General features: G+C 59.8%; 16 protein-coding genes. 2 read left to right on the plus strand and 14 right to left on the minus strand.

From position 1 onward, the window contains the following. Positions 1-79: 79 nt before the first annotated feature. From sigX to ppsA, 7 genes are all read right to left on the minus strand, one after another. Entirely contained in the window at positions 80-670 is a 591-nt protein-coding gene (gene sigX / locus HKK52_RS10770; RefSeq protein ID WP_169370809.1) for an RNA polymerase sigma factor SigX, read from the minus strand. 87 nt (positions 671-757) lie between these two features. After that, on the minus strand, positions 758-1,582 hold the full coding sequence (locus HKK52_RS10775) for a mechanosensitive ion channel family protein (RefSeq protein WP_054054005.1): 825 nt from the start codon (positions 1,580-1,582) through the stop codon (positions 758-760). Positions 1,583-1,584: 2 nt separating this feature from the next. Beyond that, positions 1,585-1,833, minus strand: a complete 249-nt coding sequence (locus HKK52_RS10780) for a hypothetical protein (RefSeq protein WP_008146303.1) — start codon at positions 1,831-1,833, stop codon at positions 1,585-1,587. 63 nt (positions 1,834-1,896) lie between these two features. Further along, complete coding sequence (locus tag HKK52_RS10785; protein WP_169370810.1) at positions 1,897-2,892, minus strand: zinc transporter ZntB; 996 nt, start codon at positions 2,890-2,892, stop codon at positions 1,897-1,899. A gap of 39 nt (positions 2,893-2,931) precedes the next feature. After that, positions 2,932-3,423 carry a ribonuclease E activity regulator RraA gene (rraA, locus tag HKK52_RS10790; protein WP_169370811.1) on the minus strand — a complete coding sequence of 164 codons (492 nt, stop codon included), beginning with the start codon at positions 3,421-3,423 and terminating at the stop codon, positions 2,932-2,934. Positions 3,424-3,544: 121 nt separating this feature from the next. Then, positions 3,545-4,534, minus strand: coding sequence for an alpha/beta fold hydrolase (locus HKK52_RS10795; RefSeq protein ID WP_169370812.1), 990 nt, complete (start codon positions 4,532-4,534; stop codon positions 3,545-3,547). Positions 4,535-4,624: 90 nt separating this feature from the next. Further along, positions 4,625-7,000 (minus strand): phosphoenolpyruvate synthase, encoded by a 2,376-nt coding sequence (ppsA, locus tag HKK52_RS10800; RefSeq protein WP_169370813.1) that lies wholly within the window; start codon positions 6,998-7,000, stop codon positions 4,625-4,627. 174 nt (positions 7,001-7,174) lie between these two features. Here ppsA and ppsR point away from each other — a divergent pair, with 174 nt between their 5' ends. Continuing rightward, the gene (gene ppsR, locus HKK52_RS10805) at positions 7,175-7,993 is read left to right on the plus strand and encodes a posphoenolpyruvate synthetase regulatory kinase/phosphorylase PpsR (protein ID WP_123403248.1); all 819 of its coding nucleotides are present in this window, start codon (positions 7,175-7,177) and stop codon (positions 7,991-7,993) included. Positions 7,994-8,113: 120 nt separating this feature from the next. On the opposite strand, the gene HKK52_RS10810 is transcribed toward ppsR, so the two are convergent. Beyond that, on the minus strand, positions 8,114-9,523 hold the full coding sequence (locus tag HKK52_RS10810) for an aminotransferase-like domain-containing protein (protein ID WP_169370814.1): 1,410 nt from the start codon (positions 9,521-9,523) through the stop codon (positions 8,114-8,116). Between the two features lie 136 nt (positions 9,524-9,659). Here HKK52_RS10810 and HKK52_RS10815 point away from each other — a divergent pair, with 136 nt between their 5' ends. Further along, positions 9,660-10,547 carry a DMT family transporter gene (locus HKK52_RS10815; RefSeq protein WP_169374224.1) on the plus strand — a complete coding sequence of 296 codons (888 nt, stop codon included), beginning with the start codon at positions 9,660-9,662 and terminating at the stop codon, positions 10,545-10,547. 87 nt (positions 10,548-10,634) lie between these two features. On the opposite strand, the gene prpD is transcribed toward HKK52_RS10815, so the two are convergent. From prpD to HKK52_RS10845, 6 genes are all read right to left on the minus strand, one after another. Next, positions 10,635-12,119 carry a 2-methylcitrate dehydratase gene (gene prpD / locus HKK52_RS10820; protein ID WP_169370815.1) on the minus strand — a complete coding sequence of 495 codons (1,485 nt, stop codon included), beginning with the start codon at positions 12,117-12,119 and terminating at the stop codon, positions 10,635-10,637. 174 nt (positions 12,120-12,293) lie between these two features. Next, positions 12,294-13,484 (minus strand): 2-methylaconitate cis-trans isomerase PrpF, encoded by a 1,191-nt coding sequence (gene prpF, locus HKK52_RS10825; RefSeq protein WP_169370816.1) that lies wholly within the window; start codon positions 13,482-13,484, stop codon positions 12,294-12,296. A 55-nt stretch (positions 13,485-13,539) separates the two neighbouring features. Further along, positions 13,540-16,134 carry a Fe/S-dependent 2-methylisocitrate dehydratase AcnD gene (gene acnD, locus HKK52_RS10830; RefSeq protein WP_169374225.1) on the minus strand — a complete coding sequence of 865 codons (2,595 nt, stop codon included), beginning with the start codon at positions 16,132-16,134 and terminating at the stop codon, positions 13,540-13,542. A 116-nt stretch (positions 16,135-16,250) separates the two neighbouring features. Continuing rightward, entirely contained in the window at positions 16,251-17,378 is a 1,128-nt protein-coding gene (prpC, locus tag HKK52_RS10835) for a bifunctional 2-methylcitrate synthase/citrate synthase (RefSeq protein ID WP_169370817.1), read from the minus strand. Positions 17,379-17,603: 225 nt separating this feature from the next. Then, positions 17,604-18,494, minus strand: coding sequence for a methylisocitrate lyase (prpB, locus tag HKK52_RS10840; RefSeq protein ID WP_010456549.1), 891 nt, complete (start codon positions 18,492-18,494; stop codon positions 17,604-17,606). Beyond that, complete coding sequence (locus HKK52_RS10845) at positions 18,491-19,210, minus strand: GntR family transcriptional regulator (protein ID WP_178117484.1); 720 nt, start codon at positions 19,208-19,210, stop codon at positions 18,491-18,493. The genes prpB and HKK52_RS10845 overlap by 4 nt, the downstream gene beginning before the upstream one ends. Between the last annotated feature and the right edge of the window lie 170 nt (positions 19,211-19,380).

Raw genomic sequence — 19,380 nt, forward strand, 5'->3', positions numbered from 1 at the left:
AGCAGTCCCGCAAACCGGGGGACAACTCGGCGGCAAGTCTATCAGAACTTGCCTACACGTAAGAGATATTTGCGCTGAACTAAGTTTCAGCAACGCCTGCAAATTTCTCACGCAATTTATCTAGAGCACGTTTGTAACGCATTTTTGTCGCACTCAAACCCATGTGCATGATGTCTGCGATCTCCTGAAACTCCAGCTCTGCGACAAATCGTAGCACCAGAATTTCTCGGTCGATCGGGTTCACATACACCAGCCAGCGATCAAGTCCACCCTTATCCTCGGGTCTCGGCGCCTTTTCTTCAGACGCTTCCTCGAGGGGGTCCAGACTCAAAGCGTCCATCAAGCGACGCTTTCGCCGTTCTTTCCGATACTGCGTGATGCATTCGTTGTACGTGATGCTATAGAGCCACGTCTTGAACTTCGATTTCCCCTCGAAGTTCTTCAGGCCGTACAGCACCTTCAACATCACTTCCTGACAGACATCATCTGCATCGCGATCGTTCCCAAGATACCGTGCACAGACGTTAAATAATGTTCGTTGGTAACGCCGCATCAGTTCTTCATAGGCGCGTGTTACGTGAAACAGCTCGGTATGCGAGCGCGCGACCAACTCCTCATCAGAGAGCTCGCGGGGGTCGTAGCGCGTGGAGAGCGATTGAGCTTTATTCAAAACAAGTCGGGCCGACAGTCAGGTCAATGTCCGCCGCAGCCCTTACTGGGCATTTCGCGGCGGCATACATTAGCAGGGTTTGCCGGGTTAGCGGCTACTCACATGCTGCTCCAGGAGGATCCGATTGGAGAGAGAGACTAGCTCACCCTCGTCGGTCAGCAATGTGGTTTTAACCGTGCCGATCTCTTCGATCTGGCCTTCGACCTCGCCAACACGCACTTGTTGCCCAACCTGATACAACTCACGCACATAGATTCCCGCAAGAATCTGACCGGCAATTTCCCGGCTTCCCAAGCCCATGGCCAGCGCAACCGCCAGACCAACGGTAATCAATACGATCACGATCACATGGTTGAGCAGGTCAGTCTTGACCTCCAACTGGCTGATCGCAACCGAGAGGCTGATGATAATCACCAGGCCCTGGGCAATACGCCCCAGGCCCGACGCGTAATCCAGCCCTACTCCCTCTGCCGCTCCGCGCACCAGCCCATTGGCCAATTGCGCCAGCAACACACCCACCAGCAACACCAGCGCGGCGCCAAATACTTTCGGCAAATACAGCGCAAGCATATCAAGCGTAGCTGAAACTCGCTCAAGTCCAAGGGATTCTGCGGCAGAAACCAGGAAAATGAGTAAAACAAACCAATAAACAATCTTGCCGATCAGGGTTGAAATGGGCACCTGAAGGCCGGCACGGGACAGCAACTTGGTCAAACCGGTACCGCCCATCAGGCGATCAAGGCCCAATTTGGCAAGCAATTTGGACAACAACGTGTCCAGCAGCTTGGCCACAACAAAACCCAGCAGTAGGACAACCAGCGCCCCGAATAGGTTCGGAATGAAATTCGCAACCTTGGTCCACAACGCAGTCATTGCAGTGACGAGGCTCTGAGTCCAGAGATCAAGTTCCATATTCAATCAGCCTTATCAGCAGTGCGAACGGTAGGTTTACGGTGGCGGGAGACCGGCGCGACATGGGCCGATCCATTGTTCAAGGCAATCATCAGCGCGGGCAGCCAGCGGCCCAGCAGGCTGAACAGATCGCCAGCGCCGACCTGGCGGTTGGCGGTTTTCAGGACACGGCCAAGGCACGCATCGTCGTCCCGAGTGGACGGAGATGCCTTGAGCATGTCACGCAAAGACTGTTCAAACGGATCGTGCATACGCACCTCTCGTGATGTCTGTGAAAGACGCGATCAAATTTGGTCGGGTCACATGGCTCATGGTCAGACCCAGCGCAAACGTCGGAATAACCACCACTGCCCGAACGCCACCGAAACCATTATCAGGCACGCAATCAGGAAGCCATATGGGCTGGCGGAGAACGGAATCCCGCCGACATTAATACCCAAAAGACCGGCCAGAAAACTCATCGGCAAAAAGATCCCGGTGATGATCCCGAAGCGGTACATCGTGCGATTCATGCGCACGCTCAAACGCCGGTCTTCGGCCTCCAGGACTAGCCCCACCCGCTCCCGGGTCAATTCCAGCTCCTCGAGATAGCGGGTCAGGCTGTTGTTCAATTCGTTCCAGTAATCGCCGTCATCTTCGACAAACCACGGCAGTTTTATCCGCGTCAGTTGCCCGAAGATTTCCCGCTGCGGGGCCAGGAATCGTTTCAGCCCGGCCGCCCGTCGACGGATCTGCAAAATGGACCCATGCTCGGGTGTATACCGTTCGTCGGCATCCAGTTTTTCTTCTTCCTCATCGACCACTTCCGAGAGGCAGGTGACCAGATCCTGCACCTTGTTGGTGAGGTACTGAGCCATATAAAGGATGAGTTCGGAGGCGGTTTTCGGGCCTTTGCCTTCCGCAAGCTGCACCAGCAACTCATCGGTGGCGCGCAACGGACGCAAACGCAGGGAAATCACCCGCTGGGCCGAGGCGAAGATCCGCACCGAGACCATGTCTTCCGGCTCCGCACCAGGGTTCAGGTTCACCCCGCGCAAAAATAGCAGCAGTTCGCTGTCGGAAAGCTGTAGAAGACGCGGACGGGTGTTTTCTTCCAGCAGCAGGTCGCAGCTGAATTCACTCAGGCCGCTGGATTTACGCAGCCAGGTCTGGGTTTGCGGGTGACTGCGATCCCAATGCAGCCACAGGCTCTCATGGGCCTGCAGCTGCAATTCGTCGAGTTCAGTCCGGGCTATCGAACGCGCACCGCCTTTTCCATCCAGCACCAGGGCATGCACCAGCCCCCACTGCGCGTTTTCTTCCTCGAACATCCTCACCCCATGCTTGCCACGAAAATTCGCACCGACGCTTTATTCAGGCATCTTCAGCGGGCTTGGCGAGATGATCACGCCGTTGTTGTCCGCATAGATGTAGTGGCCGGGATGGAACGTCACGCCAGCAAAGGTCACCGGAACGTTAATGTCGCCGAGCCCGCGTCTGTCGGATTTTTTTGGGTGGCTAGCGAGTGCCTGTACGCCCAGATCAGTCTGCGCAAGGATATCGACATCGCGGATGCAACCGTAGATCACCAGCCCTGCCCAACCGTTTTTCGAGGCTTTCTCGGCCAGCATGTCACCCAGCAACGCATGACGCAGGGAACCGCCACCGTCGACCACCAGCACCTTGCCATCCCCCTTGAGTTCGACCTGCTCCTTGACCCGCGAGTTGTCTTCGAAGCACTTGATGGTCACGATTTCGCCGCCGAAGGAATCACGGCCGCCGAAATTGCTGAACATCGGTTCCAGCACCTGCACCAGCTCCGGATAGGCGTCGCACAGGTCGGGCGTAACGTAATGGTTCATCGAGAAACTCCTGTAAAGAGGAAGACAATCGAGGATGTCGCAAAGTGACCAGAAAAGCTCAATGCGTCATATCTTAGCCGCAAGCCGACCGGAGCGAAATGCCCTTGTTAGAGCATTGGCCTCAGACCGCCGTGGCCAAATCCGGCTTTTCGCCCAACAGCGGCGTTTGTTGATCCGCCAGCCAGCGCGCGACCAAGGGCCAGACTTCAGCCTGGGCGGCTTTGCTGATCAGCATTTCAACGTGGCCGAAATTGTCGGTAAAACCCTGCTCGCGTCCCAGATTGATGAATTGCTTGTGCTCGGAGCCGAGCTGATCGAACAGCTTGCGACAGGCCCAGGTCGGATCCTGATGGTCGCCGGCCGCGCTCACGGCCAACACCGGTAACTCAACTTCGGCCAAACCGGCCCACCAGTCCTTGTCGGTATCGCCAAAGCGCCCGAACAGGCCATACCAGCGCATGCTTTCCAGGGCCAGGCCAATCGGCTCGTCCTCCGGGCCGCGCTTGAGCCGTGAACCGGACAGCTGGGCAAAACGCTTGAGAATGAAGCGCCCGCTCCACTCCACCGGCGGAATCTTCAACGGCCAGTAGGTGCGGCTGACCTGGGTGCCGAAAAACGCCGCCGAGGCCACCACCGGTTCGCCGATGTACTGTCCGCCCAACGCGGCAGCCAAAGTAATGCCGCCCAGAGAATGACCGATCCAGTGCGGGACCTGGCCACTTTGCTCGCGCACGAATGCACCGATGGCCGGCAGGTCATAACGGGCGTAATCGGAAACGCGGTTTTTGCGGTAGTCCTGATTGCGCTGGGACAAGCCGTGACCGCGCATCTCCGGAATCCATACATCGAATCCCTGGCGCGTCAGATAGGCGCCCAACCCCAGGCCTTTCGGGGAAAACCAGAACCGGCGATTGGAAAAGCTGCCGTGCAGCAAAATCACCGGAACGCCGCGCGTGTCCGGGCCATCCGCCATGCCCAGGCGTGTCACCGCCAGCTCGACGGTGCCGTCGGGGCTGTTGCCGGGTTTCAATCGATACACGTCTTCGCTCAGATCGCCGCGCCGCTCGGCGCTGATCAGGGCGACAGGAAATAGGTTGCTGCTGCTTTGCATAATGCTCTTGCACAAAAAAGGGCGGCATCCGGGGAGCCCGCCCTACTCAAATCTAAAAGCCCCGGCCACTTGACCGAGGCTTCATTCACATCAAGCCTGCGCTTGGCCTTCAGCCAGGAAGAACCAGGTTTCCAGCACGGAATCGGGGTTCAGCGAAACGCTTTCGATGCCCTGCTCCATCAGCCATTTGGCCAGGTCCGGGTGGTCCGAAGGACCCTGACCGCAGATGCCGATGTACTTGCCAGCCTTGTTACAGGCCTGGATGGCATTGGCCAGCAACTTCTTGACCGCCGGATTACGCTCGTCGAACAAGTGGGCGATGATCCCGGAGTCACGGTCCAGGCCCAGGGTCAGCTGGGTCAGATCGTTGGAACCGATGGAGAAGCCGTCGAAGAACTCCAGGAACTCTTCAGCGAGGATCGCGTTGGACGGCAGTTCGCACATCATGATGATGCGCAGGCCGTTCTCGCCACGGGCCAGACCGTTTTCAGCCAGCAGGTCGATCACCTGGCTCGCTTCACCCAGGGTGCGGACGAACGGCACCATGATTTCAACGTTGGTCAGGCCCATCTCGTTGCGCACGCGCTTGAGGGCGCGGCATTCAAGCTCAAAGCAATCGCGGAACGCTTCGCTGATGTAACGCGACGCACCACGGAAGCCCAGCATCGGATTCTCTTCTTCCGGCTCGTAGAGCTTGCCGCCGATCAGGTTCGCGTATTCGTTGGACTTGAAGTCCGACAGACGCACGATGACCTTTTTCGGAGTAAACGCTGCAGCCAGGGTGCTGATGCCTTCAACCAGTTTGTCGACGTAGAAGCCGACCGGATCGTCGTAGCCGGCAATGCGCTTGTCGACGCTGTCCTTGATGTCTTGCGGCAGGCCGTCGTAGTTCAACAGCGCTTTCGGGTGAACACCGATCATGCGGTTGATGATGAATTCCAGGCGGGCCAGGCCCACACCGGCGTTCGGCAGTTGCGCGAAGTCGAAGGCGCGGTCCGGATTGCCGACGTTCATCATGATCTTGAACGGCAGATCAGGCATGGCGTCCACAGAGTTTTTCTTGATGTCGAAGCCCAGTTCGCCTTCGAAAATGTAGCCGGTGTCGCCTTCGGCGCAGGAAACGGTCACGCCCTGGCCGTCTTTCAACAGCTGGGTGGCGTTGCCGCAACCGACCACGGCCGGGATCCCCAGCTCGCGAGCGATGATCGCCGCGTGGCAGGTACGACCGCCACGGTTGGTGACGATGGCGCTGGCGCGCTTCATGACCGGTTCCCAGTCCGGGTCAGTCATGTCGGACACCAGAACGTCGCCTGGCTGGACTTTGTCCATCTCGGACACGTCCTTGATGATGCGGACCTTGCCGGCGCCGATGCGCTGGCCGATGGCGCGACCTTCAACCAGCACGGTGCCGGTTTCTTTCAGCAGGTAACGTTCCATGACGTTGGCCTGGGTGCGGCTCTTCACGGTTTCAGGACGGGCCTGAACGATGTAGAGCTTGCCGTCGTCGCCGTCTTTAGCCCACTCGATGTCCATCGGGCACTTGTAGTGCTTCTCGATGATCATCGCTTGCTTGGCCAGCTCGCTGACTTCGGCGTCGGTCAGGCAGAAACGGGCGCGATCAGCCTTGTCGACGTCGATGGTTTTGACCGACTTGCCGGCCGTGGCCACTTCGCCGTAGATCATCTTGATCGCTTTGCTGCCGAGGTTGCGGCGCAGGATTGCCGGACGACCGGCTTCAAGGGTTTGTTTGTGGACGTAGAATTCGTCCGGGTTCACCGCGCCCTGGACAACGGTTTCGCCAAGGCCGTAGGCGCCGGTGATGAACACCACGTCACGGAAGCCCGATTCGGTATCGAGGGTGAACATCACGCCGGCGGTGCCGGTTTCGGAGCGGACCATGCGCTGCACGCCGGCCGACAGGGCCACCAGCTTGTGGTCGAAGCCCTGGTGCACGCGGTAGGAAATGGCGCGGTCGTTGAAGAGGGAGGCAAACACCTCTTTGGCGGCGCGAATGACGTTTTCGACACCACGGATGTTCAGGAAGGTTTCCTGCTGACCGGCGAAGGAAGCGTCCGGCAGGTCTTCGGCGGTAGCGGAAGAACGCACGGCCACGGCCATGTCAGGGTTGCCGGCCGACAGCGTGGCGAACGCGGTGCGGATCTCGGCGTTAAGTTTTTCGGGGAATTCGGCTTCCATGATCCATTTGCGGATCTGGGCGCCGGTCTTGGCCAGGGCGTTGACATCGTCGACGTCCAGGGCGTCGAGCGCGGCATGGATCTGATCGTTCAGGCCGCTCAGTTCCAGAAAATCACGATAAGCCTGAGCTGTCGTGGCGAAGCCACCGGGCACCGATACACCGGCACCTGCAAGGTTACTGATCATCTCGCCCAGGGATGCGTTCTTGCCCCCTACGTGCTCTACATCATGGACGCCGAGCTTATCGAGGGAAACTACGTACTCTACCAAGGTGATCTCTCCACTAACTGTGTTGGAAAAGCTCAGAAGCCGGCGGCTCGGGGGAGCGTTTGCCGACTGTATGGCCTGGACCTGGAAAATAAGTGAGAATGCGGGCCACTGGCGGCCGGCAAATCGCGCCTATCATATCCAAGATTCGTTATTAGCTTAAGGCCCAAGGTGCAAATGAAACGATCTGCTTTCTTCATCTCCGATGGCACCGGCATCACTGCCGAAACCCTGGGTCAAAGCCTCTTGGCGCAGTTCGAAAACATTACCTTCAGCAAATTCACCCGTCCGTACATCGACAACGTCGATAAAGCGCGGGCCATGGTACAACAAATCAACAAGGCCGCCGAAACCGACGGCTTTCGGCCGATCATCTTCGACACCATCGTCAATCAGGACATCCGTGAGATCCTCGCAACGTCCAATGGTTTCATGATCGACATTTTCTCGACCTTCCTGGCGCCGCTTGAACAGGAACTGACCGAGCATTCTTCCTACACCGTCGGCAAGTCCCACTCCATTGGCAGCAACACCAATTACATGGAGCGGATCGAGGCGGTGAACTTCGCCCTCGACAACGATGACGGTGCGCGCACGCATTATTACGACAAGGCCGACCTGATCCTAGTAGGCGTGTCGCGTTGTGGTAAGACGCCGACGTGCCTGTACATGGCGATGCAATTCGGCATCCGCGCGGCCAACTACCCGTTGACCGAAGACGACATGGAGCGCCTGACCCTGCCGGCCGCCCTGCGCGCCCATCAGCACAAGCTGTTCGGCCTGACCATCGACCCGGACCGCCTCACCGCGATCCGCAACGAGCGCAAGCCCAACAGCCGCTATTCGAGCTATGCCCAGTGCGAGTTCGAGGTGCGCGAGGTGGAGAATCTGTTCCGCCGGGAGAACATCCCGCACATCAATTCCACGCACTTTTCCGTGGAAGAGATTTCGGCGAAGATCCTCGTGGAGAAAGGGGTGGAGCGGCGGTTCAAGTAGCTCTTCAGCGCCTGTGATGACGCCTGCGCGGGCAAGCCTCGCTCCTACAGATTTTGTGTCGTTCGCGGCATGCGGGATCGACATATCCCTGTAGGAGCAAGGCTTGCCCGCGATGAACGATTACACGGACTGCCTCAACGCCCCCGCCAGTGCTTCAAACCCTTGCAACAACAACCCATCGTCCCCCGCCGAATGACACACACTCGCCCGAATAAACTGCGGCACCGCGCCATGCCCCACCGCAAATGCCTCGGCGGTGGCCACCAGATAGTTATTCTCCTTGAGCTCCGCCGCAATCTGCGACGCCCGCCACGGCTCGGGCACTTCGATCCAGAAGTGCGGGCTATCGGGATGAGTCTTGTAGCTGACTTCTTCTAACGTTCCGCTGACCAACCGCTTGCGGCGACTGATTTCGGTTATCTGCTGCCCCAATAACTGTTTGGCGATACCGTTTTCAATCCACGCCGTCGCCAGCTCCATCGACAGCGGGCTTGCCATCCAGCACGTCCCGCGCACCGCTGCACTCAATCTTCCGATCAACGGCAGCGGTGCGTGCAGATAACCAACGCGCAAACCGGCGGAAACCGCCTTGCTCAGGCTGCCGATCAACACCGAGCGCTCCGTGGCGAAATGGCTCAACGGCAAGGGGCGTTGTTGAGCCAGAACCGCATGGGCTTCGTCTTCGATGATCAGCAGGTTGTGCTGGCGACAAATCTCGGCAATCGCCTCGCGCCGTCGGACCGACATCACCGCCGCCGTAGGATTCTGGATCGTCGGCGTGCAGTACAGCGCTGAGACCCGATGATGCTGGCAAACGTCCGACAGCGCTTCGGGCAACAGTCCTTCGTCATCCATGGCGACACCGATCAGCTTTATCCCAAGCATGCGTGCGACGCTGATCAGTCCCGGGTAGGTCAAATGCTCGGTCACCAGCGTATCGCCAGGCTTGAGCAGCGCCATCAATACGCAGAGCAAGCCGTGCTGGCCGCCATTGACGCAAATGACCTGCTCGGCGCTCGGGACGAATTCCAGATGCCGCAACCAGTGAGCACCGGCCGCACGGTGACGGGGCACTCCGCAATCGGCCGTATAGCCGCTGAGCAACTGCAAGGTGTTCGGATCACTGGCCAAGCCCAGCAGGCTCTGACTCAGAAAGGCAGCTTCCTGCCCCGGAATCGGTTGATTCCTGCTCATGTCGAAGTAAGGCTGAGGCTCGTCGCTGACATTGCGAAAGCCAGCATCCCGCGGCCGCTCCATCCCCCTCTGACGCACATAAGTGCCATCTCCTACACGGGCCACCACCAACCCTACCCGTTCCAACTCGCCGTACGCGCGGCTGATGGTGCCAATGGTCACGCCCAGGCTGTCCGCCAACAAACGATGAGGCGGCAGTTTGCTGCCGGGCTCGATCAAGCCGTCGCCGATGCTTTTTTCCAGGGCTTCGGCCAGGCGCCTGTACTTGACGCCGCGCCCATGGGCGAGGCGTTCGCGCAGGATTGACACCGTGGCAATACTTACTTTGACAGTCATTTCCATCCCGAATAGCGTGCTGAAAACAGGTTCAATCAGGGATAGACCTATTCAGTCACCAGGTCAATTCCGACGACGAAGGATCACGATCATGTCCATAGCCCTCAGCGCCTCCTCAACGATTCGAAAACCCTGGCTGGCCGCACTGGTCACCAGCGTGCTGTTCTTAATCGTGTGCCTGAGTTGGGGCACCACGTGGCTGGGGATCAAGATCGCCGTCGAAAGTGTGCCGCCACTGACCGCCGCTGGCCTGCGTTTCCTGATCGCCTTTCCGCTGTTTTTGAGCTTCGCCCTGCTGCGTCGCGAGCCGCTGCTGTTTCCACGGCAGAGTCGCTGGTTTTTCGTGTTCGTCACGCTGTCGTATTTCAGCCTGCCGTATTACTTGCTCAACTATGGCGAGATGCACGTTTCGTCCGGCCTGACCGCCCTGTTGTTCAGCTGCATGCCCGTGTTCATCCTGATTTTTTCGGCAGTGTTTTTGCGAGAGAAAATCTATCCCTCGCAGGTGGTGGGCATCGCCATCGGCTTTGGCAGTCTGTTCATGATTATCCGCAGTCAGGGCCTGCATCTGGACCACGCCGAGTTCTTCGGGGTGCTAGCGATTCTGGCGGCGGCGGTGATGCATGCGCTGTGTTACGTGATCACCAAGAAACAGGGCGCGGCGATTAGCGTGATCACCTACAACACGCTACCCATCGGCCTCGCGGGTTTGATGCTGTTTGTGGCGGGGCTGAGCGTTGAGGCGCCGGTGTTCGATGACATCACCACGCGCTCGTGGGGCGCCCTGCTCTACCTGGGGCTGGTGGCGTCGGTGGGTGGGTTTATCGTTTACTTTTTGCTGCTCAAGCGCCTGAGCCCGATCATTTTGTCGTTCGTGTTTATTATTTTTCCGGTGTTCGCGGTGGTGATTGGTGCGTGGTACGAGGGGCAAAGTATTTCGCGGGAATTGATGGGGTATTCGGCAGTGTTGCTGGCGGGGTTTGCCATTACCAAATTGCCGGTCGAGAAATGGCTCAAACGCTGAACACATTCCTGTAGGAGCCAGGCTTGCCGGCGAAGGCGCCCTCAAGTACGTCTTCGCCGGCAAGCCTGGCTCCTACAGGGATTGCTGTCAGATCACGAACAGGTCGACAAACCGGTTCACGGGCGTCGCCTCAAGCGTTGCCTGGTCCTTACACAACGCAAAGATTTCGGCGCTACGCTGCGCGGTAAAACGCGTCGCCAGGTTGGCCTTGAACTTGTCTTCCAGCAACGGAATGCCATCGGTGCGACGCCGGCGATGGCCGATTGGATATTCGACCACCACGTTCTCGGTGCTGGAGCCGTCCTTGAAAAACACCTGGATCGCATTGGCGATGGAGCGCTTGTCGGCTTCCAGGTATTCGCGGGTGAAGCGCGGTTCTTCGACGATGACCATTTTCTCGCGCAGCACGTCGATGATCGGGTGCGCGGCGTGGAAGTCGTCTTCGTACTGCTCGGCCACCAGATTGCCGAAGGCCAGCGGCACAGCGGTCATGTATTGAATGCAATGGTCGCGGTCGGCGGCATTGGCCAGCGGGCCGACTTTGGAAATGATGCGGATCGCCGATTCGTGGGTGGTGATGACGATCTTATCGATTTCGTGCAGACGATTGCGCACCTGCGGATGCAGGGTGACGGCCGCTTCGCAGGCAGTCTGCGCGTGGAATTCGGCGGGAAAACTGATCTTGAACAGCACGTTTTCCATCACATAACTGCCGTATTTGCGGGAGAAACTGAACGCGCGTTTGTCGTCGGGCTTGAGCGCCAGATCGTTGTTGGTGTGGCTGAACAACACGTCATAGAAGCCCCACTGCTTGGCGGTCAGCACGCCGGGGATGCCCATCTCGCCACGCATCGCGATGTCCGCCAGACGCACGCCACGACTGGAGGCGTCGCCGGCAGCCCAGGATTTGCGCGACCCGGCATTCGGCGCATGACGATAAGTGCGCAGCGCCTGGCCATCGGCAAAAGCGTGGGACAACGCCGACAACAATTGCTCACGATTGGCGCCCATCAGTTTGGCGGTGACCGCCGTGGAGGCGACTTTCACCAGCAGCACGTGATCGAGTCCTACGCGGTTGAAGGAGTTTTCCAGCGCGATAACGCCCTGAATCTCGTGGGCCATGATCATTGCTTCCAGCACCGCGCGAATGGTCAGCGGTGCATCGCCATTGGCCAGGCGCTTTTGCGAGAGGTGATCGGCCACCGCGAGAATCCCGCCGAGGTTATCGGACGGATGGCCCCACTCGGCGGCGAGCCAGGTGTCGTTGTAATCGAGCCAGCGCACGATGCAGCCGATGTCCCACGCGGCTTTGACCGGATCGAGACGAAAAGAAGTACCGGGCACGCGGGCACCGAACGGGACGACGGTGCCTTCGACGATCGGGCCCAGGTGTTTGGTGCATTCGGGAAAGCGCAGGGCCAGCAAGCCACAGCCGAGGGTGTCTATCAGGCAGTTGCGGGCGGTGTCGAGTGCTTCGGTGGACTCGATCTTGAAGTTGAGGACGTAGTCGGCAATGTCCTGCAGGACCGTGTCGTAGTCGGGGCGGTTGTTCAGGTCGACGTTGGCGCTCATGTTCGATTCACTCGTTAGTGCTTCGTTGATGGGACCTCGGTTCAGGGTAAATCTCAGTCGGTTACTACTTTCTTATTTTGGAATACGGCCCTGTAGGAGCTAGGCTTGCCGGCGAAGGCGTCCTCAAGATCGCCTTCGCCGGCAAGCCTGGCTCCTACAGGGGGTAGGTTTCAGTCAGAACGAATCACCCGGCACGCGGACGAAGCCTTCCATCAACACCCGCGCACTGCGGCTCATGATGGCTTTGTTCACGGTCCATTCACCGTTCACCTGACTGGCCTCGGCCCCCACGCGCAACGTGCCGGACGGATGCCCGAAACGCACGGCGTTACGTTCGATACCGCCCGCGGCCAAGTTTACCAAGGTGCCAGAGATGGCCGCCGCCGTACCAATCGCCACCGCCGCCGTGCCCATCATCGCGTGGTGCAATTTGCCCATCGACAGCGCCCGCACCAGCAGGTCGACATCCCCCGCCGCAATCGCCTTGCCGCTGGATGCCACGTAGTCCGCCGGCTTGGCCACGAACGCCACTTTCGGCGTGTGCTGGCGCTTGGCCGCTTCGTCCAGGTCCTTGATCAGGCCCATGCGTAGCGCGCCGTAGGCACGGATGGTTTCGAACATCGCCAGGGCTTTCGGGTCGCCGTTGATCGCGCCTTGCAGCTCGGTGCCGGTATAGCCGAGGTCTTCGGCATTGATGAAAATCGTCGGGATGCCGGCGTTGATCATGGTCGCCTTGAAGGTGCCGACGCCGGGCACTTCGAGCTCATCCACCAGGTTGCCGGTGGGGAACATCGACCCGCCGCCGCCCTCTTCTTCCGCCGCCGGGTCCATGAATTCGACCTGCACTTCGGCGGCGGGAAAGGTCACGCCGTCGAGTTCGAAATCACCGGTTTCCTGCACTTCGCCGTTGGTGATCGGCACATGGGCGATGATGGTCTTGCCGATGTTGGCCTGCCACACGCGCACCACGGCCACGCCGTTGTGCGGAATGCGGCTGGCATCGACCAAACCATTGCTGATGGCGAACGAGCCGACCGCCGCCGACAGGTTGCCGCAGTTGCCGCTCCAATCGACGAATGGCTTGTCGATGGACACCTGACCAAACAGGTAATCGACGTCGTGATCAGCCTTGATGCTTTTCGACAGGATCACGGTTTTGCTGGTGCTGGACGTCGCGCCGCCCATGCCGTCGATTTGCTTGTCGTACGGGTCGGGGCTGCCGATCACCCGCAACAACAACGCGTCGCGAACCGGGCCGGGAATCTGTGCCGCTTCGGGCAGGTCTTGCAGGCTGAAGAACACGCCTTTGCTGGTGCCGCCGCGCATGTAGGTGGCGGGGATTTTGATCTGGGGTGTGTGAGCCATGGTGCTCCTTATAAGCAGACACGGGATCAATAATCCCGTATCTGCACATCGGGTTTTAGACGGCGACCGCCGACTCTTCGAGGAAGTCCTGGGCAAAGCGCTGCAACACGCCGCCCGCCTCGTAGATCGACACTTCTTCAGCCGTGTCGAGGCGGCAGGTCACCGGCACTTCAACGCGTTCGCCATTCAGACGATTGATCACCAGCGTCAACTGCGCACGCGGCGTGCGATCGCCAATCACGTCGTAGGTTTCGCTGCCGTCGATGGCCAGGGTGTGACGATCGGTGCCCGGCAAAAACTCCAGCGGCAACACGCCCATGCCCACCAGGTTGGTGCGGTGAATGCGCTCGAAGCCTTCGGCGGCAATCGCTTCCACACCCGCCAGACGCACGCCTTTGGCCGCCCAGTCCCGGGACGAACCCTGACCGTAATCGGCGCCAGCGATGATGATGAGCGGCTGCTTGCGCTCCATGTAGGTTTCGATGGCTTCCCACATGCGCATCACTTGACCTTCCGGCTCGACGCGCGCCAGCGAGCCCTGCTTGACCTTGCCGTTTTCCTTGACCATTTCATTGAACAGTTTCGGGTTGGCGAAGGTCGCGCGCTGCGCGGTCAAGTGGTCGCCACGGTGGGTGGCGTAGGAGTTGAAGTCCTCTTCCGGCAAGCCCATTTTCGCCAGGTATTCGCCCGCCGCACTGTCGAGCATGATTGCGTTCGACGGCGACAGGTGATCGGTGGTGATGTTGTCCGGCAGCACTGCCAATGGGCGCATGCCCTTGAGCGGACGGGCGCCGGCCAGTGCGCCTTCCCAGTACGGCGGACGGCGGATGTAGGTGCTCATCTCGCGCCAGTCGTACAGCGGCGTGACTTTCGGGCCGGTGTCTTCATGGATGGCGAACATCGGGATGTAGACCTGACGGAACTGCTCCGGCTTCACCGAGGCTTTCACCACCGCGTCGATTTCTTCGTCGCTCGGCCAGATGTCTTTGAGGCGAATTTCCTTGCCATCGACCACGCCCAGCACATCTTTTTCGATGTCGAAACGGATGGTCCCGGCAATGGCGTAAGCCACCACCAATGGCGGCGAAGCGAGGAACGCGTTCTTCGCGTAGGGGTGAATCCGCCCGTCGAAGTTGCGGTTGCCGGACAGAACGGCGGTCGCGTACAAATCGCGGTCGATGATCTCTTGCTGGATCACCGGGTCGAGTGCGCCGGACATGCCGTTGCAGGTGGTGCAGGCGAACGCGACGATGCCGAAACCGAGTTGCTCCAGTTCGCTGGTCAGCCCCGCTTCGTCGAGGTACAGCGCCACGGTTTTCGAACCCGGGGCCAAGGACGATTTGACCCACGGCTTGCGGATCAGCCCCAGCTTGTTGGCATTGCGCGCCAGCAGGCCGGCAGCGATGACGTTGCGCGGGTTGCTGGTGTTAGTGCAACTGGTGATGGCGGCGATGATCACCGCACCATCCGGCATCTGGCCCGGCACTTCGGTCCACTGGCCGGAGATGCCTTGGGCGGCGAGGTCCGAGGTGGCAACGCGGGCGTGCGGGTTGCTCGGGCCGGCCATGTTGCGCACCACCGAAGACAGGTCGAAGCTCAAGCCGCGCTCGTATTGCGCATGCTTCAAGCTGTCAGCCCAGAGGCCGGTTTGCTTGGCATAGTTCTCGACCAGCTGCACTTGCTCGTCTTCGCGGCCGGTGAGTTTCAGGTAGTCGATGGTCTGCTGGTCGATGTAGAACATCGCCGCGGTGGCGCCGTATTCCGGGGCCATGTTGGAAATGGTCGCACGGTCGCCGAGGGTCAGCGCGGAAGCGCCTTCGCCGAAGAATTCCAGCCATGCTCCAACGACTTTTTGTTTACGCAGGAACTCGGTCAGCGCCAGCACCATGTCGGTGGCGGTGATGCCCGGTTGCAGCTTGCCGGTCAGTTCGACGCCGACGCTTTCCGGCAGACGCATCCACGAGGCGCGACCGAGCATCACGCTCTCCGCTTCCAGACCACCAACGCCAATGGCGATCACGCCCAGCGCATCAACGTGCGGGGTGTGGCTGTCGGTGCCGACGCAGGTATCCGGGAACGCCACGCCGTCACGCACCTGGATCACCGGAGACATTTTCTCCAGGTTGATCTGGTGCATGATCCCGTTGCCCGGCGGGATCACATCAACGTTCTTGAAGGCTTTTTTGGTCCAGTTGATGAAGTGAAAACGGTCTTCGTTGCGCCGGTCTTCGATGGCGCGGTTCTTCTCGAACGCCTCCGGATCGAAGCCACCGCGCTCGACGGCCAGGGAGTGGTCGACGATCAATTGCGTCGGCACCACCGGGTTCACTTGCGCCGGGTCGCCACCTTGCAGAGCGATGGCATCGCGCAGGCCGGCGAGGTCGACCAGGGCGGTCTGGCCGAGGATGTCATGGCATACCACACGCGCCGGGAACCACGGGAAGTCGAGGTCGCGCTTGCGTTCGATGAATTGCTTCAGGGAATCGGTGAGCGTGGCCGGGTCGCAGCGACGCACCAGGTTTTCCGCGAGTACGCGGGAGGTGTATGGCAGGGTGTCATAGGCGCCAGGCTGGATGGCTTCGATCGCCGCACGGACGTCGAAATAATCCAGATGGCTGCCGGGCAGCGGTTTGCGGAATTCTGTGTTCATCATGTCGGGACTCGGTCACGGTAAGTGCAAAAGGGTGGAGCCGAACCGAATCCGATCCTGTAGGAGCAAGCTTCGCTCCTACAGGGGTATCGGCGTTCGCGTCGGCCCTCCCCCAATCAGCGTTGTTCGATTGGCACGAACTTGCGCTGTTCGACGCCGACGTACTCGGCGCTCGGGCGGATGATGCGGTTGTTGGCGCGTTGTTCGAACACGTGCGCGGCCCAGCCGGTCAGGCGCGAGCAGACGAAAATCGGCGTGAATAATTTGGTCGGGATGCCCATGAAGTGGTACGTCGACGCATGGTAGAAGTCGGCGTTCGGGAACAGTTTCTTCTGCTCCCACATGGTCTTGTCGATGGCTTCGGAAACCGGGAACAGCACCTTGTCGCCCACTTCATCAGCCAGTTTTTTCGACCAGGCCTTAATCACCTCGTTGCGCGGATCGTTGTCCTTATAGATCGCGTGACCGAAGCCCATGATCTTGTCCTTGCGCTCGAGCATGCCGAGGGTGCCTTTGATCGCCTCTTCCGGCGATTTGAAGCGTTCGATCATTTCCATCGCCGCTTCGTTGGCGCCGCCGTGCAACGGACCTCGCAGGGAACCGATGGCCGCGGTGACGCAAGAATACATGTCCGACAGGGTCGAGGCGCAGACACGGGCGGTGAAAGTCGAAGCGTTGAATTCGTGTTCCGCGTAGAGGATCAGCGACACGTTCATGACTTTGACGTGCAACTCGCTCGGCTTCTTGTCATGCAGCAAGTGCAGGAAGTGGCCGCCGATCGATTGTTCGTCGCTCACGCAATTGATGCGTTTGCCGTCGTGGCTGAAGCGATACCAGTAGCACATGATCGCCGGGAACGCGGCCAGCAGACGGTCGGTGATGTCGTGTTGGGCGCTGAAGTCTTTCTCTGGCTCGATGTTGCCCAGGAACGAGCAACCGGTGCGCATCACGTCCATCGGGTGGGCGTCGGCGGGGATGCGTTCCAGCACTTCTTTCAGGGCTTGCGGCAGGTCGCGCAGCTTGCTCAGTTTGTCGATATAAGCCGCGAGCTGTGCGGTGGTCGGCAGTTCGCCGTACAGCAGCAGGTAGGCGACTTCTTCGAACTGTGCGTCAGCCGCCAGTTCGCGAACGTCGTAGCCACGGTAGGTCAGGCCGGCGCCCGACTGGCCCACGGTGGACAGTGCGGTTTGCCCGGCAACCTGGCCACGGAGCCCGGCACCACTGAGTACTTTTGCTTCGGCCATTGCTGTCTCCAATCTTGAAATTTTTAGGGAATCTGCAATTTCTTTCGGTTTACGTCGCCCTCTGTAGCAGCTGTCGAGCACCGCGAGGCAGCGTTCGGCGGCGCAGCCGTCGTAAACACAGCGTCCGTGGTATCACCGGAAAACTCAATCGCCTGGTTTGGCGAGTCCTTCGGCCTCGGACGCAGCCTCGCAGGCTCGGCAGCTGCTACAAAAGTGCGTGCGTTATCATTTTTTGGCGGCAAACAACGCATCGAGCTTCTGCTCGAAGGTGTGGTAGTCGATCCGGTCGTAAAGCTCCATGCGCGTCTGCATGGTGTCGATCACGTTCTGTTGCGTGCCGTCGCGGCGGATCGCGGTGTAGACGTTTTCCGCGGCCTTGTTCATCGCGCGGAACGCCGACAGCGGGTACAGCACCAGCGACACGTCGGCAGCGGCGAGTTGTTCGGTGGTGTACAGCGGCGTCGCGCCGAATTCGGTGATGTTGGCCAGGATCGGCGCTTTCACGCGGTTGGCGAACAGCTTGTACATGTCCAGTTCGGTGATGGCTTCCGGGAAGATCATGTCGGCGCCAGCCTCGATGCACGCGGCGGCACGATCCAGGGCAGATTCCAGACCTTCTACAGCCAGCGCATCGGTACGGGCCATGATCACGAAGCTGTCATCGGTGCGGGCATCAACGGCGGCTTTGATGCGGTCGACCATTTCCTGCAACGACACGATTTCTTTATTAGGACGGTGACCGCAGCGCTTGGCGCCGACCTGGTCTTCGATATGGATCGCTGCCGCGCCGAACTTGATCATCGACTTGACGGTACGGGCCACGTTGAACGCCGAGGAACCGAAACCGGTGTCCACGTCCACCAGCAGCGGCAGGTCGCACACATCGGTGATGCGGCGCACGTCGGTCAGCACGTCATCCAGCCCGGTAATCCCCAGGTCCGGCACGCCGAGAGAGCCGGCAGCCACCCCGCCACCCGACAGGTAGATCGCCTTGAAACCAGCGCGTTTGGCCAGCAGCGCATGGTTGGCGTTGATCGCGCCAACGACTTGCAGCGGATGCTCGCTGGCGACCGCATCGCGGAAACGCTGGCCTGGAGTGCTCTTGTTCGAACTCATGACTCACCTCGTTCAGTGGCTGTCTTATTAGCGCCGTCCTGGTAGTGACGGGCGATATTGCGTTTGGAGGCGCCGATGTGACGGCGCATCAACAACTCGGCCAGTTCACCGTCACGGTCGGCGATGGCGTCGAGAATCCGGTGGTGCTCGGCAAAGGCCTGGCGCGGGCGATTGGGCGTGGTGGAAAACTGGATGCGGTACATACGGACCAATTGGTACAGCTCGCCGCAGAGCATCTGGGTCAGGGTACGGTTGCCGCTGCCCTGGATGATCCGGTAATGAAAGTCGAAATCGCCTTCTTGCTGGTAGTAGCCGACACCGGCCTGGAACGCCGCATCACGCTCATGGGTTTCGAGGACCCGGCGCAGCTCGTCGATTTCTTCGACAGTCATGCGCTCAGCGGCCAGGCGACAGGCCATGCCTTCGAGGGATTCGCGGATTTCGTAGAGTTCCAGCAACTCGGCGTGGCTCAACGAAACGACCCGCGCCCCGACGTGCGGTATGCGCACCAGCAGGCGCTGGCCTTCCAGCCGATGGATCGCTTCGCGCAACGGTCCGCGGCTGATGCCATAGGTGCGGGCCAGCTCCGGCTCGGAGATCTTGCTGCCCGGGGCGATCTCGCCCTTGACGATGGCGGCCTGGATGCGTCGGAAGACGTTCTCGGAAAGTGTCTCCGAATCATCCTGCGTTATCACCGGGGGATCGAGTTGATCCAGCATATTGTCGACACCTTTAAAGCTAATGCGGCAAAAACTAGCGAATACAGGCCGTATAGTCAAAGGATAAATAGGTATTGTCGACAATCGTCTAATAACCGCCCGCACCATAACGAAGCAGCACAGATGTTTATAGCCTCCTGCCAGCGGTGGCGCCATAAAACCACCGT

This window comes from Pseudomonas sp. ADAK2 (assembly GCF_012935755.1).
Classification (GTDB): Bacteria; Pseudomonadota; Gammaproteobacteria; order Pseudomonadales; family Pseudomonadaceae; genus Aquipseudomonas.

Coding starts and splice junctions, on each gene's coding strand:
- HKK52_RS10775 (WP_054054005.1), bottom strand. CDS start 1,582: ATGGAACTTGATCTCTGGACTCAGAGCCTCGTCACTGCAATGACTGCG.
- HKK52_RS10780 (WP_008146303.1), bottom strand. CDS start 1,833: ATGCACGATCCGTTTGAACAGTCTTTGCGTGACATGCTCAAGGCATCT.
- HKK52_RS10785 (WP_169370810.1), bottom strand. CDS start 2,892: ATGTTCGAGGAAGAAAACGCGCAGTGGGGGCTGGTGCATGCCCTGGTG.
- rraA (WP_169370811.1), bottom strand. CDS start 3,423: ATGAACCATTACGTTACGCCCGACCTGTGCGACGCCTATCCGGAGCTG.
- HKK52_RS10795 (WP_169370812.1), bottom strand. CDS start 4,534: ATGCAAAGCAGCAGCAACCTATTTCCTGTCGCCCTGATCAGCGCCGAG.
- ppsR (WP_123403248.1), top strand. CDS start 7,175: ATGAAACGATCTGCTTTCTTCATCTCCGATGGCACCGGCATCACTGCC.
- HKK52_RS10810 (WP_169370814.1), bottom strand. CDS start 9,523: ATGACTGTCAAAGTAAGTATTGCCACGGTGTCAATCCTGCGCGAACGC.
- prpD (WP_169370815.1), bottom strand. CDS start 12,119: ATGAGCGCCAACGTCGACCTGAACAACCGCCCCGACTACGACACGGTC.
- prpF (WP_169370816.1), bottom strand. CDS start 13,484: ATGGCTCACACACCCCAGATCAAAATCCCCGCCACCTACATGCGCGGC.
- acnD (WP_169374225.1), bottom strand. CDS start 16,134: ATGAACACAGAATTCCGCAAACCGCTGCCCGGCAGCCATCTGGATTAT.
- prpC (WP_169370817.1), bottom strand. CDS start 17,378: ATGGCCGAAGCAAAAGTACTCAGTGGTGCCGGGCTCCGTGGCCAGGTT.
- prpB (WP_010456549.1), bottom strand. CDS start 18,494: ATGAGTTCGAACAAGAGCACTCCAGGCCAGCGTTTCCGCGATGCGGTC.